This is a genomic window from Pseudomonas sp. PA-6-3C (assembly GCF_021605825.1).
Classification (GTDB): domain Bacteria; phylum Pseudomonadota; class Gammaproteobacteria; order Pseudomonadales; family Pseudomonadaceae; genus Aquipseudomonas; species Aquipseudomonas edaphica.
Window position 1 is genome coordinate 1 of record NZ_WKDV01000075.1, and the last position, 14971, is coordinate 14971.

Here is a 14971-nt window from a genome sequence, read left to right on the forward strand (position 1 = left end):
AGGCTCGCGGTGATGTGGACTGGAGGCAGGTCAAGGAGATTCATGACAGCTTCAAGTACAGCAACTCGGGGTTGGGGCCGGCTTCGCAGATCATTATTGCGATTGTGATGGCGGCGGTGGTTGGGCCTATGGCGGCGGGCGCCATGGGCACGGCTACCGGTGGCATGGTAACTGCGGGAACACTCTCCGTAGAAGCGGCGGCTGGCATATCTGCTGCGACAGGCGCTGTTGCGGCGGGAGCGGCGACCAACGCTACGGTTAGTGTCATTAACAATCGTGGGAACCTGGGCGCAGTGCTTAAAGATGTCACCTCCTCGGATGCCATGAAGGGGTATGTGATTTCCGGTGCCACGGCCGGCTTTACCGCTGCTTACTTTGACGGATGGACTGGGACCCATACGGACACGGCCACCGGAAAAATAATCGGACCGAAGTTATATACCGTGGGTGGTGTAGGGCAGTTTGCAGCGAATCAAGCGCTTCAAAATGGCACTTCTTTACTGCTAAGCAAAGCTCTCGGACAAGGCGGGAGTGCCAGTGATGCGTTAAAAAACGCATTGTTTAATACTCTGGCCGCCGCCAGCTTCAATGCCGTCGGCGATTACACCAAGGGCGTGTTTGCCGATGGATCGGCGCAAAAAATTGCCATTCATGCCATGGTCGGAGGGCTACTGGCCGAGGCGACAGGTGGTGATTTCAAAACGGGCGCTTTAGCCGCCGGGGCAAACGAAGCCTTGGTCGCAGACCTAAACAAGCTGGTTAAAGGCGACGAACGCTTATTGACCATGAGCTCTCAAATCGTAGGCGTGTTGGCTGCCGCCGGTCAAAAAGATGCTGACGCAAGCAAGCTAGAGAAGGGCAAGTGGATTGCGCAGAACTCGACTCAGTACAACTTTTTGGGAGATCACTCCGCACCTGAGCGGGATAAGGCGCGTGAAGCATTTGAGAAGGATCGCAGTATTGGGGCAGCCAAGACGCTGGTGACTCTCGAAGGGGCGGATCAGCGCAGCGATAACCTGTTGGCGGCCTACAAGCAGAATCCTGGTTCTTTATCCAGAGCCGACATCGTTGAGTTAAATGCCTATCTTCAGGTCTACGCCTACGAGCAAACTGCAGCCAAGGGAGAGGCACAGGCGCTTAAAGAACTGGCAAGCCTCCTCACCAAAGGGCCGACGCCCTCCACTGAGTTTTCTTATGCTGGTACAACCGATGCAAAAAATGCGTACGCGGATGCTGCGCGATCTGAGCTGAGTTGGGCTGAGCAATTTTCGTGGAGCAGGGATAGAAGTGCTAACGAGCTGACTTACAGGGATGCCAAGGGGGTTCTGCGCGAAAATAACGAGCAGCAAGGCCTTGCGAATATCGGGAGTCCTGCCATTTATGGACTTTCGGGGCCATTAGGCGCTAGTGTTCGAATCGCTGCAGCGGCTAACGGTGTGCTTCAAGCAGGCCATGGTGCGAACCAGGCTATCAATGGTGATGGATGGAACGCAGCGGGTAATTTGCTGTTTGGGGCGCTCGCGATTGCGGGGTTGGGGATTCCTGGGGCGAAGCCGAGTGTTACGGTGGGTGCAAAGAGAGGCGGTGCGGTTGCTGAAGTGTCGCCCGTTTCAAAAGGCAGTTTTTCAGCATCTCAAGTAGATGGCGATTTTGGTTATCTAAATCAACCTGCACCCTTTAAACCCGCGGCTTTCGTTGACGTCTATTCTTCAGCGAAAGGATATATTAGCAATGGCAGGATCAATGCTGCGGATTTGGAAAAACTGATGCCTCCAGGTACGCCTAATACCTTCAAAACATCAGCTACAATTGCAGATGGTAGTAAATTTCAGTATCAATGGAACGGTCAAATAGTAGAGATCAAATGGCACGCTCCAGATGTCAACGCCGCTCAAAAATTTCCTGGGTCTAATGCGGGGGGCGGGTGGACGGCACAGATAAAAATTGGAAACAAGCTACTTGGTCAAGATGGTAATTTGTATAGGAAGCCATCTAATATTACGCATATACCGGTAGATTTCTGAAATGAAAAAGCTTGAATATTATTCAGCACTTCCAGATTCGATGCTTGAAGGAGATATTCGTTCTGAGCTTGTTGCGTTGCTGAGAGATTTTGAGAATCAAGATCTCGGTAGGCTCGAGTTTTCTAAGTCATTGTTAGAGCTAAGTGATCGACAATGGCATACCTATACAATTTTAGATTTTGAGTTGAAGTGTCAGGTTGAAGAGATTTTGAAGTTGATATGGGATGGGCAGGATTTAGAACTCGTTGAAATTATTATTGGGGTTGTCGCTAGGCTAGGGCTTGAAGAGGTTTACAATTTTGTGCGCACATATCCAGTTGAAAAGTTATCGTTGAAGGTTTCGTCTGAGATAAAAGTTGCTTTGGCCGAAATCGGAAACTCTGTTTCAGATCCCTATAGTGGAATGAAGTAGATTATTTTTGCTTGATAAAAAAGAAAAGGGGACGGATTTATTTGATCGAGAAAGGGGCGAATTCCTTTTTCAGCCTTTTTGCAATGGAGACTGACTTGAAAATTTGATGCTTTTATTTTTCTATGATGGTGGCTAGCTCTTTAATAACGTGGCTTTATTTTTTTGTGCTCGGTAGCTTGATGCTTTGGTTAACCAGTTAGCCAGCATCCATTTATTTATGAGAAGTGCGTGAATTAAATAAATCTGTCCCCTTTTTTTGGGTTGTGATAACCGTGGGGCAGGTGCTTGCATTGGTGCTCAATGTAGAGGGCTCCCAAATGGTACTAAGGTACGAATAGACGTGGTGGATTAGAATATGTCGAGTTTGGATAAACTGTTATCGAGAGCGAGTTCATCTTTGAGCGAGCATGTTCCTGAACTCTCAGTAGAATTATTTGAAATGGCTGGCGATTTAGCTTGTGCACTCTTGGCAATGCTCGAACGATGTAATGGATTTTATGCGTTGGAAAGTGCTCTGCATGTGTTTTCGACGCGCTCTAGTCAGCATGAAATCAGCATTTTTGATTGGAATGAAAACTCTCTGTGGCGTGATGGGTATGACGGCTTGGTCGATGGCTGTCTATTTTTTGCTGAGGATATTTTTGGTGGGCAGTTTTGTATAAAAAATAATAAAATTTATACTTTTGACCCCGAAACAGGATCGCTAGAATTTTTGGCACAAGATATTGAGGAGTGGGCGCAACTACTAGTGAGTGATTATGAGGTGCTTACGGGGTATCCGTTGGCGCACCGATGGCAAAAAAAGAACGGTCAGCTTGCTGCTGGAAAACGCTTATTGCCGAAAATACCTTTTGTATTAGGTGGTGGGTTTGTATTAGATAATCTGTATTCGATTGATGCTGTCAAAGGAATGAAGCTTAGGGCTGATATTGCTCGTCAAATTAAAGACCTTCCAGACGGTGCTCAGATCAAGTTAAGGCTTGATAGCTGATTGTTTATTTCCGAGGAAAAAGGGAAAAAAGGGGGGGCAGATTTATTTTTCGCTTTCTTGGGTGAAGTCTTTCCAGAAAAAGGGAGCGGGGCTAAATAAATCTGTCCCCTTTTTTATGGTCCCCTTTTTTATGCTTTTTTATGTTGAGCAAAACATCGCAGTTGGGGTTGGCTCAAACGGCTTCGTGGTTCGAGCTAATCCAGTCAGTTCTTGGAAACCATTGCCATGATCAGGTTAAGACTAACGAGTGAGTATTTGGCTGGGCCGATATTCTGGCCAGATCCGGATAGAATGGGGCACGTTGATATTAGAAAAGGGGACGGATTTATTTAAGTAACAAATAGTTCGGAGAGTTAGATAAAATCGTCCCCTTTTTTTCTAAATGGTGCGGATATATGAAAAAGACATTTCGTGAAGTAGATGAGAGTAACGGGTTTAAGTGGGAAGTTGAGCCTGATCCTGATGAGTCTGCGCTGGAGTCATGGCACAGGTCGATTCTGGACACTCCGATAACTGAGCTCGAAATCGGCGACCTTTGCAGATCGGTCAGGCAAGATATGTATACGTCGGAATTATTGCCTGTCGTGGTTCGCGAGTTGGATAAGGAAGTGCTGGTAGGATTCCTGGATGACGCCGAGTTGCTAAAAGGAACCTCAAAATTATCGGAGGCAGTCTGGGCGAAGAATTTACTACTGACGCAAAAAATGTTGAATGTTCTGCGGCGAGATAAAGAGCTTATTGCTGCGGAGCCTCGCGCTGTCGAATATGCTCTGGCGCTAGAGAGGAAACTACTGGCAGCGCTTAACGGCAAATGACACAAAGGACCTACTCGGGGTGCTTCTTTCGCCACGGAGTTTGATCCTAAAACGGGCGATACGAGGCAATGGATGGAAAGCTATGGCCATGTAGGAGAAGTAATCTGGAGGAAAAGGGGACAGATTTATTTAAGTAACAAAGAGTTCGGAGAATTAAATAAATCTGTCCACTTTTTTTATTTTTACTATTGCTACCAGAACAGCAAAGAACACCACTCGACTGGGTGGTGAGGCTGGTGAGCCGGGAGTAAAAATAACCTATAAAGATGGTACGGAATTCGATATGACCAGTACTCGAGTTAAAGAAACAGAAGCCAATCCTTATGTGCCTGGAGCAACACGTCCGGTTAGATATGAAGACGCTCTAGATAATAAAGGTGTCAAACGAGCTTCTACTCAGCAGGAGCTGGACTGGTTTAACAACATTAAGTGGTAAGGTAGGCTATGATTGATTCGAAAACCGGAGATAGGGTGATAGTGTTTATTCACTCGGAGTATGGGCCATTCATTAGAATTTCAACATATGAAGATGCGGGCGCACTAGAGGATTTGTTGGACGAAAAATATTTCGTACTGTATTGGAAGTCGACACCTCCTGAACTAGTCGGTGATGGGGGGAATGAATATTATTTTGGGAATGCTGCGGACCCTGTGAAACTACAGTTTATTTTGGACTCAATTATTTTTTGATTGAGCTGTTGGTGCAAAAGATGCAGCACCTGAGATCAAACCTGGCGCTGCCGGTGGTGAAACAGCGGGTAAGGCCTTCCCGTAAGCTGTAAAAGCGAAAAGGGGACAGATTCATTTAAGTAACAAAGAGCTCGGAGGATTAAATAAATCCGTCCCCTTTTTGCCCTTTTTGCTACGTCCCTTTTTGCTATAAATTTTCAACAATTTGCGGCCCCTGGTTTTTACCGGATGAGCCCGATGGTATTAGGAAGAAATTATGTACGGAAATAAAATATTTGTCTGCTGTACTCTGTTGGCAGGAACCGTGGCGCTCAGCGGTTGTAATTCGATATTACAGGGCAAGCAATACGACTTCCCACCTTCGGGTGCGCCCTCGGCAACGATTCGCCTTGAAAATGAACATGGAACCACCCTGGATGCCATAACCTTCAATGAAAAAGGTTGCTACGCGGGGCTCACACCGCTGCCCTATTCCGGTGACTTTATCGAATCGCGGATTGCCGTGGGTAAAAAACTGGTATTGACCTACGAAAGAGTAATCGGAGGCAAACAGTGTCTAGTGCACTTTTCGTTCACACCGCAGGACGGTGCTATATACACCTTGAAGACAGGTTCTTGGAGTGAGCCTAAGACAGGTTTCCTTCCCATTTTTAACTACGATCAGAGTTACTGCGGGATTGGTGTAATAAAAAAAGTCGGAGATATTGAGGGTGTGGAACCCATTCAACAGCTGCGGATCAAGCCCGCAGGTCTTGCCTGCCTAATGTTCGTCAAATAGACGGTATAAGCGGCGTTTATTCTAATAATTAGCTGATCCTTCTTGGATCTTTATCCAATCGATTTTTGCGTTCTCGGTTTCGGCATTGCGACTGCCAGCTTGTAAGAAAAAGGGGACAACGATGAGTAATAACGCGTCACCGTCCTGGCGCTGGATAGGGCGTCCGGAGCGTCTTGGATCCCTCAGGGTCAGACCCTGACGGCAGGCCGCTACCGGCCCGCATACAAAAATCTGTCACTCCCGCGGCCACTCGCAGCTCAATTTCACACCCCGACCGGGCGTGCTCAAATCCGATCAACGTGCAACCGCACCGTCACACATAACCCCTTTTGCTCCCCCACATCCGTAAACCCCAACTGCACCCGCGCTCCTGTGCGATCGGCGATCGCCTTGACGATCGACAACCCCAACCCGGAGCCGGCCTCGTCGGTGCCCAGGCTGCGGTAAAACGGATCAAACACTCGCGCCTGTTCTTCTATAGGAATACCAGGTCCCGAATCCTTGATTTGCAGTTTCACGGCGTCAGCCTCCAGCGCAACCGACAGGTCGATACGCCCACCCGGCGGGGTGTAGCGAATGGCGTTATCCACCAGGTTTTTCACCAGCGTAAACAGGTCCAATTCGTTGAACGTCACCTGCACATCCTGGGTGCTTTCAACGCCGATATCGATCTGTTTGCTCTCGGCCAACGGCAGCAAATCTTCCAATATCTGGCGGTACACGGTATGCACCGACAGTGTGGTTTGCACCCGCTCAGACGCCGACTGCGCCGCCGCCAGGCTCAGCAATTGATCAATCAGTTTGCGCCCGCGTTGAATGCCGCGTGACAGCGGCTCAAACCGCTCGCGGCTGACGGGCGACAGCTCGGTGGCGGCCAGCCGGTCGGCTTGCAGCGCCAGGGCGGTCATCGGTGAACGCAGTTCATGGGCGGCATCGGCGACAAAGCGCCGTTGGCTGTCCATGGACTGCCCGACGCGTGCCAGCAGGCGATTGATCGCGACCACAAACGGGCGTACTTCGCTGGGCAGGTGTTGCTCTTCAATCGGGTGCAGTTCTTGCTCGGCCCTTTGGTCGATCTCTGCGGCAAGCACGCCAATGGGGCGAAACAACTTGCGCACCAAGTCGCCGACCACCAGTAACAACACCGGAAACAGAATCAGGAACGGCAACAAACTGCGCCAGGCGCTTTCGCGGGCGTCCTTGTCGCGGGCATCGGATTCCTGGGCCACGGCGATGCGTTCACCACGGGCGGTGGTGTGCACCAGCACGCGAAAATTTTCGCCGACCACGGCGACGGTGGACAGGCCATCGGCGAGGCTGGCCGGAAACGGCAAAGGCAAGGCTTCATCCGTGGTGCCCGTGGCCCTTGGGCTGTCACTCAGGTGCTGGATGATCACCCGGGTTTCTTCGTCATCGCCTTTAAGCGCCGGGCCTTGTGGGTATTGCAGGGTCATGTGCTGGCGGTCATACAGCATCGCCACCTGGCGCAAGGTGGCGTCCTGCTGTTCGTGGGTTTCTTCAAACGCCGAGACAAAGGCGAACACGCTGGCCACCAAGGCCACCAGCAAAATAGCGAGGGATAACGCCACCGACAGGCGCAGTTGCACTGACTCGCTCAGACGTTTTTTGAAACCATCCATCCCATGCCCCTGACGTTCTTGATCACGTGAGTGCCCAATTTGCGCCGCAAGGCGTGAATCAGGAATTCGATGGCGTTGCTTTCCACCTCATTGCCCCAGCCATACAAGCGGTCTTCCAACTCGCTGCGCGAAAGGATGGCGCCGGGACGAATCAGCAGCGCTTGCAGCAGCGCAAATTCGCGACTGGAAAGGGCGACCTCATGCTGTTCTTGCGTACTGGCTTGCTTGGTGAGCAGGTTCAGCGTCACCACGCCATTGCCCAGCAACGATTGAGCGCTGCCGCCTTTACGCCGTAGAACGGCGCGGATGCGTGCGAGCAGTTCCGGGATATCGAAGGGCTTGAGCAAGTAATCATCGGCGCCGCCGTCTAGGCCCCGCAGGCGGTCGTCGAGGCTGTCGCGGGCGGTGATGATCAGCAAGGGCACGGGGTTGTTGCGTGCGCGAATCGTGTCCAGCACGTCGAGGCCATCCTTGCCAGGCAGGCCAAGGTCGAGCAGCACCAGGTCATAGGGATGGGTGTCGAGGGCGGCGAGGGCGGTGAGGCCATTCTTGACCCAGTCAGCGGCATAGCTCGCGTCGCTGAGCGCACGCTGGATCGCATCGCCAATCATCGGGTCGTCCTCGACCAGCAGTATTCGCATAAGTCTCTCCGCACAAAAAGCACGCGCGGCGAGGTGATCGCCGCGTGTGTATTGAAGCACCTGGGCAGGCATTTGTCCGATATCAGCCTTTCATCAGGTCGAAGGTCTTGAGCAGGTCGTCCATCGAGGCTTTGCACTCTGCCTGGTTCGGGTTGCCGTCACGCAGGGCCGAGAGGGCGCGGTCGATGGCTTTGTCGAGCACGTGCCAGTCGTTGGCGGCACGTGGCTTGATCCCGGCTTCAGCGCTGTCCCAGCTGGTTTCCAGGTCTTTGATGCGGGCTTTGGCACCTGCCAGGTCGTTCTTGGCAACAAGACCGGAAACGTCTACCGCGATGTTACGAAACGCCGACAGATCACCCAGTTGCGACATATGGCGCTGGCTGCTGGTGGGGTTGGCCGCGCTGGCAGGTTTGTCAGCCGGCTTGGAACAACCGGTGGCGATGCCCAGCATGAAAATCGCTGAAACAATGGCGGCGTGGCGGATCACATTGCGAACTTTGCTCATGGCAGTTTCCTTGGAGTGAGAGTTTATTGAATGAGGGTTTTACGGCTGCCGATGCTGATTTGCGCCACGGCCACCAGCAACACGATCACGCACAAGAACAGCGCGCTGGTCCAACTGGCGCCCATGCCCAGGCCGCCGTACGTCTTGGCTTGGGTGAGCAGGTCGCCGAGGGAGGCGCCGAACGGGCGGGTGAGGATGTAGGCGATCCAGAAGGTCAGCACGCTGTTGACGCCCAGGCGCCAGGCCAGCAGTGTCACGCCGATTAAACCGGCGAAAATCACCGCGCCGAGGGTAAAGCCCAGGCCCAGGGCTTCGGTGGCCAGGTCACCGGCGGCGGTGCCTAAAGCGAAGGTGCACAGCACGGTGGTCCAGTAGAACCACTCGCGCCGCGGGGTCACGATGTCGCGGATCGACAGGCTGCGCTCGGTGCGATACCAGACGATGAAGTTAAGCGCGAGCAGCACCGAAAAAATCGCCGTACTGGTGTACAGGCTGACGTCGAGCTTATCGGTGAGGATATCGGTGATTTGCGTGCCGACGATGCTCACCAGCACCACCGTCAGCCAGTAGATCCACGGCGTGTAGGCCTTGGTGCGCAGTTGGCAGAACAACGCGAGCCCCAGCAAAGCGGCCATGCCGAAGCTGGTCCAGCTGGCGCCGAAGCCTGCATCCACGGCGAGGTAATCCGCGCCGGTTTCGCCCACGGTGGTGGACAGTATCTTGATCACCCAGAATGACAGCGTCACCTCGGGTACTTTGTTCAGCCAACGGGCTGCTGTGGCATTCATCGGGGTTACCTCTCCTTGACTGCGCAGTGGTTGGCGCAGGGGAGAAGGTAAGCCCCGACACTTAGCTGAGACTGAGGGCCTGGTTTTTTTTCAATACATGCGCCGTGCCGAGTGTCGTGAGGTGCACCACACTGCCGGTGGGCGGGGCTTGCAGGCCGGAACTGCGCACCAGAATCGCCTGGCCCGGTTCATCCTCGGCAGGCTGCAACACCACGGTCAACGTGCAGGTATTGCCGCCGAATTCGCGCTCGGTCACGACACCACGACAGCCCGACAGGTCGGTGGTACTCAGCTGCAATTGCTCCGGGCGCAGCATGATCCGCGTTGCTGCGTAGTCCGCCGTACTGTCCACCGGCACACGGCCTAGCCCGCAATGCGCCCAGCCAGCTTCAATACGGGCGGGCATCACCACCGCTTCGCCGAGGAACAACGCGGTTTGCTCATCGACCGGGTATTGGTACAGGTCCATCGGGTGGCCCGCCTGCACCAGGCGCCCCTGGCGCATCACTGCCAATTGGTCGGCAAACGACAGCGCTTCACTTTGATCATGGGTGACCAGGATCGTGGTGATGCCCGCGTCGCTCAGCAGGCGCGCGACCATTTTTCGCATGGCCGAGCGCAGGCCGGTGTCCAGCGCGGAAAACGGTTCATCCAGCAACATCAACCGGGGTTGCTGGGCCAAGGCCCGGGCGAGTGCCACGCGTTGCTGCTGGCCGCCAGACAGTTCATGGGGCCAGCGCCGGGCCATGTTGGCGTCGAGGGCCACGCTGTCCATCAGTTCGGCGATGCGTGTGTGCCGGGCTTCACCTTGGGTGGCCAGGCCAAAGCCGATATTGTCGGCCACCGTCATGTGCGGGAACAGCGCGCCATCCTGCGGTACATAGCCGATCTGGCGCTGGTGGGCCGGCACCGCGTGGGTGGCGTCGACCAATACCTGGCCGTTGAGCGTGAGGCTGCCGGTGTCGGGGAATTCAAAGCCGGCGATCATGCGCAGCAGGGTGGTCTTGCCCGAGCCCGAAGGCCCGACGATCACTGTGCGGCTGCCCGTGGGCACTGCGAGGGAGACGTCCGCCAGGGCACGCTGGGTGCCGAAGGTCTTGCAGAGGGCGTGGAGTTCGAGGGCGTTCATCGGCCTGCCGTGCGTTTGGATTGATGGTAGAGAAGGCCGGTTAACGGCAGTGACAACAGGATCATGATCAGCGCGTAAGGCGCGGCAGCGGCGTAGTCGATTTCGCTGGTCAGCGCCCAGAAACCGGTGGCCAGGGTGCGCGTGCCGTTAGGCGCCAGCAGCAAGGTGGCGGTCAACTCGTTGGTGATCGCCAGGAACACCAGCGCCGCACCCGCAGCCGCAGCAGGCGCGGCCAGCCGCAACGTGATCAGCCACAGGGCGCGGCCCGGCGAACGGCCGAGGCTGCGCGCCATGTTTTCCAGTTCTACGGGCGCCTGGGCGATACCCGCGCGCAGGCTCACCAGCGCCCGTGGCAGGAACATCAGCAAATAGGCGAGCAGCACGGTGATGGTGGTCTGGTAGATCGGCCGGGCGAAATGAATGGTCACTGTGACCAAGGCCAGCGCCACCACAATGCCGGGCAACGAACTGGTGATGTAGTTGCAGCTTTCCAGGATGCGCTGTAAACGCCCTGGCGCCCGAATCGACAGCCACGCAATCGGCACCGCCGCACAGGTGGTCAGCACGGCACCGGCCACGCCCAGTAGCACGGTCTGCTCCAGCGCGGGCAGCAGTTCGTTGAACTGCCAGACCTCACGGCCACCGGCGATCAGCCACTTGCCCAGGGTGATCAACGGCACACCCAGGGCCAGCGCGCAGGTCAGCCCTTGCAGGCCAAGGGCGAGCAGCGTGGTGCGCGTGCGCAGGCTCACAATACGTTGCTCGCGTGCGCTGCCGGAGCCGACCCGCGCATAACGCGCATGCCCGCGTGCAGCGGATTCCGCCGTGAGCATCGCCAAACAACACAGCGCCAGCACCGCCGCAAGCATATTGGCGGCAGGGCCGTTAAAGGTGGATTTGAACTGATCGAAAATCGCGGTGGTGAACGTATCGAAACGAATCATCGCGTACAAGCCGTATTCGGCGAGTAAATGCAGGCCTACCAGCAGTGCGCCGCCGCAGATCGCCAGGCGCAACTGCGGCAGCACCACGCGAAAAAATACCGCCCAGGGCTTGAGGCCCAGGGACTCGGCCACGTCTTCAATGGCAGGGTCGAGCCGGCGCAAGGTCGCCGCCACCGGCAAGTACAAAAACGGGAAATAGGCAATCACCGAGACCAGCACGCCGGCCGGCAAACCATGCATCGACGGCACCAGGCTGACCCAGGCGTAACTGTGCACAAACGCCGGCACCGCCAGCGGCGCAACCGCCAGCAGCGACCACACACGGCGCCCTGGCAGGTTGGTGCGCTCGGTCAGCCACGCCAGCGCAATGCCCAGCACCACGCACAAGGGCAGGGTGAACACCACCAGCAACACGGTGTTGACCAGCAGCTCACCCACACGCGGACGCCACACCAACGCTTCAATCTGCGCCCAGCCGATTTGCCAGGACACGCCGATCACAAACGCAATGGGCAGCAGCGCCAGCAGCGACACCACTACTGACAAACTGGTGACCCACGTGCCCCCACGGCTTTTAAACAAACCGTGGGCGCGTTTACGCGGTTGCGCCTGCGTTAAGGCGGGAGCTAAAGGTTCAGGCAGCAATCAGAGCAGTCCGGCTTGGGTCATCAGTTCGACGGCCTTTTTGCTGTTGAGCTTGGAGGCGTCCACTTTCGGCGCGTCCAGCTGGGCCAGCGGTGTCAGCTTGGGGTTGGACTGTGCGCCCTGGCCCACGGCATATTCGAACGAGTTGCCGTCCTTGAGGATCGCCTGTCCGTCTTTGCCGGTGATCCACTTCAAGAAGGCCTGGGCTTCTTCTTTATGCTTGCTGGAGGCCAATACACCGGCGCCGGAGATGCTCACAAAGGCGCCTGGATCCTGGTGTTTGAAGTAGTGCAATTGGGTGTTTTTGCTGTTTTCGCCGGTCTTGGATTGGTCGACAAAGCTGTAGTAGTGATAAATCACGCCGCTGTCGACCTGGCCGGCGTTGACGGCTTTAAGCACCGCGCTGTTGCCACGGTAGATGCTCGCGTTGGCCTTCATCGCCTTGAGCCAGTCGAGGGTGGCGGCTTCGCCTTTGAGTTCCAGCACGGCGGCGACGATGGCCTGGAAGTCGGCACCGGCCGGTGAGGCAGCCCAGCGGCCTTTCCAGCTTGGCGAGGCCAGGTCCAGCAGGGACTTTGGCAGCTCGGCTTCTTTGAGTTTGCTCGGGTTGTACACGAACACCGTCGAACGTGCGGCGATGCCCAGCCACTTGCCGTGGGCGGGGCGGTAGGCGGCGTCCACTTGTTCCAACGTGCTCGGCGCTACTGGCGCGAACAGCCCGGCGTTGTCCACCAGCACCATGGCCGGGGAGTTTTCGGTGAGGAACACGTCGGCCGGTGAGGCCGCACCTTCCTGCACAAGCTGGTTGCCCATCTCGGTGTCGTCGCCATTGCGGATGGTTACCGGAATCCCGGTTTCCTCGGTGAAGCCCTCAACCCAGGCCTTGGTCAGGCTTTCGTGCTGGGCGTTGTACACCACGATGCCGGCGGTTTCGGCGGCATACACTTGCCCGGCGCCAACCAATGCAGTGGCGAGCAGGGCTTTAGTGAGGAAAGACGGTAGACGGGAAGCCATACGTTGAATGCTCCGGTTTTTATGTAGGCACGGGAAGCCCGTGAGGGGTCGACTGAGACTAGACCAATAGGAATCATTTGCATATTGAGGCGCGGCGAATGTAGAGGCGCAGATGAGAAAAAAACGTCAAATAAACGGTTAACAAATGTGATGAGGCCTATTAAATGACGCAGGTCAAATGTGGGAGCTGGCTTGCTCGCGGATGCAGTGGTTCAGTCAGCATCTCTGGGTCTGACCCACCGCATTCGCGAGCAAGTCGAATCGTCGCACCGCCGCTCCCACCGTTTTTATTGTGTTCAGGCAGGCGGGGCTATGGGTTTAAGGCACTCGATGGATCGGTCCACGGTGGTCTTGGCCATCTCCAGCAAATGCCACACCGCCAGAATCTTCGCTCGCTGCGGGCTGGCCAGCAGATCACCGCAATTGAGTGCGGTAGCTGAAGCACTGTCGAGCAAGCTGGCGGTGTAGAGCAGGGCGTCTTCGAAGCTCAGGTCTTCGATTTTAACGCCGTTGGAGGGCAGGTAATGGTCGATGGCGCGGTTGAAGGCGGCGCGGTCTTTGGTGGTGTTGCGGGGTGGGTCAGGGACGACTTTTTTCATTGTTTAGCTACCTTTTGGATTCAAGGAGCCGAACCGTTCGCGACTAAACGTAGGGTGGCGGCTGTACGCAGGTTAGTCGACCGGACCAAAAGGTAAAAACCGGCGCACCCGAGGGCGCCCTGCGCACAGCCACCATAAAACCTCATGGAGGGCCATGCACCTTTTGGAATACCGAGCGACTAAACCCGATCACTGATAAGCAGTGACGGATCGCAGACTAGCCATCGATTCCAACAGGCACAAGGCGGCAAGGATTGTCTAGGAAACGTCCTGCAATTTAAAGGGACGCGCCCTGCTGGCCCTTTAAAAACCATGACCAAATGCCACTAATCTCGCCACAGATCGTTCCCGCGCTCTGCGTGGGAATGCAGCCTGGGACGCTCCGCGTCCCGCCCACAACATTCAAGTTTTGCGCAGGTGCGACGCGGAGCGTCACGGGCTGCATTCCCACGCGGGAGCGTGGGAACGATCTATCAAGTCCGGCCATTTTTGTAGGCGTTAATTTCTAGTGATGTAGGCAACTTCCCAAATATCACTCAGCCTTCCCGACCTTGTGTCCGAGCCCTGTTCGCCTGCTTATATTCCAACGCCATCTTCATTGCATTCAGGGATACGAAGCATGGCGCAGGGCTATATCAACGACCGCCTCACGGACTACATCAGCTTGAAAAACCAGTTGATGGGTCATGCCCCGGGACGGCAGCGTGCCGATCATTATGATGTGCTGAACCGGCACCTGCGTCATGGGCTGGTGAGGCCTGGGCAGTTGGTGATTATTCCCGATCCCTACAGCGTGATCTGCTCGCTGGAAGAGGCCTGGCTTGTGCGCCATGCCGAGGCAATCGGTCGGGAGCTGGACGCGCGCGCCGCCACCCAAGTGGTCAACAACTATGACCTGCTGCAAAGTCTTCTCGGGTACGGCTCGTTGGGAGTGGGCAGCTCAACATCGGCGTGGGCGCGGCATCTGGACGAAGTGGCGCAGACGCTGGAAGAGATTGAGCGGCTGCACCAGCGCCTGAAAACCGCAGGCTTGGAGCGTGAGGCTTTTTTGCGCCAGCGCCAGGCGCTGTTTGGGCTGCTGGATACCCAGTTGCAAGGCGCGGCGCGATTTGGCACGGGGTTGCGAGGTAATCAGGCGTTGAAAAAGATACTGGGGGTTTCAACCAAAAGCTATCTGCACAAGGGTGAGATTGCCGGGTATGCGCAGCGGATGCGGAGCATTGCGCAGACCTCGAAGTGGTTGGGGATGGGCACCTATGTGGGCTTGGCACTGGACGTGGGCGTGGCAGGGTTGGAGATCAAGGAGGCGTGTGTGGAGGGGCGCGAGGCGCAGTGTCGGCGGGCGAAGTATGTGGA

General features: G+C 55.7%; 15 protein-coding genes. 7 read left to right on the forward strand and 8 right to left on the reverse strand.

Translation table 11 applies throughout. From position 1 onward, the window contains the following. The 6 genes from GIW48_RS28940 to GIW48_RS28965 all read left to right on the forward strand — a co-directional run. A partial coding sequence (locus GIW48_RS28940; RefSeq protein ID WP_236486603.1) for a DUF637 domain-containing protein occupies positions 1-2024 on the forward strand: 2024 nt, incomplete at its 5' end. 1 nt (position 2025) lies between these two features. Then, positions 2026-2436, forward strand: coding sequence for a hypothetical protein (locus GIW48_RS28945; protein ID WP_236461309.1), 411 nt, complete (start codon positions 2026-2028; stop codon positions 2434-2436). 355 nt (positions 2437-2791) lie between these two features. Next, positions 2792-3427: an SMI1/KNR4 family protein gene (locus tag GIW48_RS28950; RefSeq protein ID WP_236461307.1), complete on the forward strand. Its 636-nt coding sequence runs from the start codon at positions 2792-2794 to the stop codon at positions 3425-3427. A gap of 395 nt (positions 3428-3822) precedes the next feature. Then, on the forward strand, positions 3823-4242 hold the full coding sequence (locus tag GIW48_RS28955; protein ID WP_236461305.1) for a contact-dependent growth inhibition system immunity protein: 420 nt from the start codon (positions 3823-3825) through the stop codon (positions 4240-4242). A gap of 283 nt (positions 4243-4525) precedes the next feature. Next, positions 4526-4678: a hypothetical protein gene (locus tag GIW48_RS28960; RefSeq protein WP_177032284.1), complete on the forward strand. Its 153-nt coding sequence runs from the start codon at positions 4526-4528 to the stop codon at positions 4676-4678. A 510-nt stretch (positions 4679-5188) separates the two neighbouring features. Next, a complete protein-coding gene (locus GIW48_RS28965; protein ID WP_236461302.1) occupies positions 5189-5710 on the forward strand; it encodes a hypothetical protein in 522 nt (173 codons plus the stop codon). Between the two features lie 284 nt (positions 5711-5994). On the opposite strand, the gene GIW48_RS28970 is transcribed toward GIW48_RS28965, so the two are convergent. From GIW48_RS28970 to GIW48_RS29005, 8 genes are all read right to left on the reverse strand, one after another. Next, complete coding sequence (locus GIW48_RS28970; protein ID WP_236461300.1) at positions 5995-7350, reverse strand: ATP-binding protein; 1356 nt, start codon at positions 7348-7350, stop codon at positions 5995-5997. Then, positions 7326-7991, reverse strand: coding sequence for a response regulator (locus GIW48_RS28975; RefSeq protein WP_236461297.1), 666 nt, complete (start codon positions 7989-7991; stop codon positions 7326-7328). Before GIW48_RS28975 ends, GIW48_RS28970 begins: the two co-directional genes overlap by 25 nt. 82 nt (positions 7992-8073) lie before the next feature. Then, the gene (locus GIW48_RS28980) at positions 8074-8496 is read right to left on the reverse strand and encodes a hypothetical protein (protein WP_017137707.1); all 423 of its coding nucleotides are present in this window, start codon (positions 8494-8496) and stop codon (positions 8074-8076) included. A gap of 23 nt (positions 8497-8519) precedes the next feature. Beyond that, on the reverse strand, positions 8520-9284 hold the full coding sequence (locus tag GIW48_RS28985) for a COG4705 family protein (protein ID WP_236461295.1): 765 nt from the start codon (positions 9282-9284) through the stop codon (positions 8520-8522). Between the two features lie 61 nt (positions 9285-9345). After that, on the reverse strand, positions 9346-10413 hold the full coding sequence (locus tag GIW48_RS28990) for an ABC transporter ATP-binding protein (RefSeq protein WP_236461292.1): 1068 nt from the start codon (positions 10411-10413) through the stop codon (positions 9346-9348). Next, a complete protein-coding gene (locus GIW48_RS28995) occupies positions 10410-11999 on the reverse strand; it encodes an ABC transporter permease (protein WP_026013755.1) in 1590 nt (529 codons plus the stop codon). Before GIW48_RS28995 ends, GIW48_RS28990 begins: the two co-directional genes overlap by 4 nt. Positions 12000-12002: 3 nt before the next feature. Beyond that, a complete protein-coding gene (locus GIW48_RS29000; protein WP_017137711.1) occupies positions 12003-13016 on the reverse strand; it encodes an iron ABC transporter substrate-binding protein in 1014 nt (337 codons plus the stop codon). A 296-nt stretch (positions 13017-13312) separates the two neighbouring features. Then, a complete protein-coding gene (locus GIW48_RS29005; protein ID WP_236461290.1) occupies positions 13313-13615 on the reverse strand; it encodes a DUF6124 family protein in 303 nt (100 codons plus the stop codon). Positions 13616-14234: 619 nt separating this feature from the next. Here GIW48_RS29005 and GIW48_RS29010 point away from each other — a divergent pair. Then, a partial coding sequence (locus GIW48_RS29010) for a hypothetical protein (protein ID WP_236490695.1) occupies positions 14235-14971 on the forward strand: 737 nt, incomplete at its 3' end.

What these genes read in the sequence shown, in the direction of transcription:
- GIW48_RS28955 (WP_236461305.1), top strand. Translation starts at nt 3,823, where the DNA reads ATGAAAAAGACATTTCGTGAAGTAGATGAGAGTAACGGGTTTAAGTGG.
- GIW48_RS28950 (WP_236461307.1), top strand. Translation starts at nt 2,792, where the DNA reads ATGTCGAGTTTGGATAAACTGTTATCGAGAGCGAGTTCATCTTTGAGC.
- GIW48_RS28965 (WP_236461302.1), top strand. Translation starts at nt 5,189, where the DNA reads ATGTACGGAAATAAAATATTTGTCTGCTGTACTCTGTTGGCAGGAACC.
- GIW48_RS28980 (WP_017137707.1), bottom strand. Translation starts at nt 8,496, where the DNA reads ATGAGCAAAGTTCGCAATGTGATCCGCCACGCCGCCATTGTTTCAGCG.
- GIW48_RS29000 (WP_017137711.1), bottom strand. Translation starts at nt 13,016, where the DNA reads ATGGCTTCCCGTCTACCGTCTTTCCTCACTAAAGCCCTGCTCGCCACT.
- GIW48_RS28970 (WP_236461300.1), bottom strand. Translation starts at nt 7,350, where the DNA reads ATGGATGGTTTCAAAAAACGTCTGAGCGAGTCAGTGCAACTGCGCCTG.
- GIW48_RS28945 (WP_236461309.1), top strand. Translation starts at nt 2,026, where the DNA reads ATGAAAAAGCTTGAATATTATTCAGCACTTCCAGATTCGATGCTTGAA.
- GIW48_RS28985 (WP_236461295.1), bottom strand. Translation starts at nt 9,284, where the DNA reads ATGAATGCCACAGCAGCCCGTTGGCTGAACAAAGTACCCGAGGTGACG.
- GIW48_RS28990 (WP_236461292.1), bottom strand. Translation starts at nt 10,413, where the DNA reads ATGAACGCCCTCGAACTCCACGCCCTCTGCAAGACCTTCGGCACCCAG.
- GIW48_RS29005 (WP_236461290.1), bottom strand. Translation starts at nt 13,615, where the DNA reads ATGAAAAAAGTCGTCCCTGACCCACCCCGCAACACCACCAAAGACCGC.
- GIW48_RS28975 (WP_236461297.1), bottom strand. Translation starts at nt 7,991, where the DNA reads ATGCGAATACTGCTGGTCGAGGACGACCCGATGATTGGCGATGCGATC.
- GIW48_RS28960 (WP_177032284.1), top strand. Translation starts at nt 4,526, where the DNA reads ATGACCAGTACTCGAGTTAAAGAAACAGAAGCCAATCCTTATGTGCCT.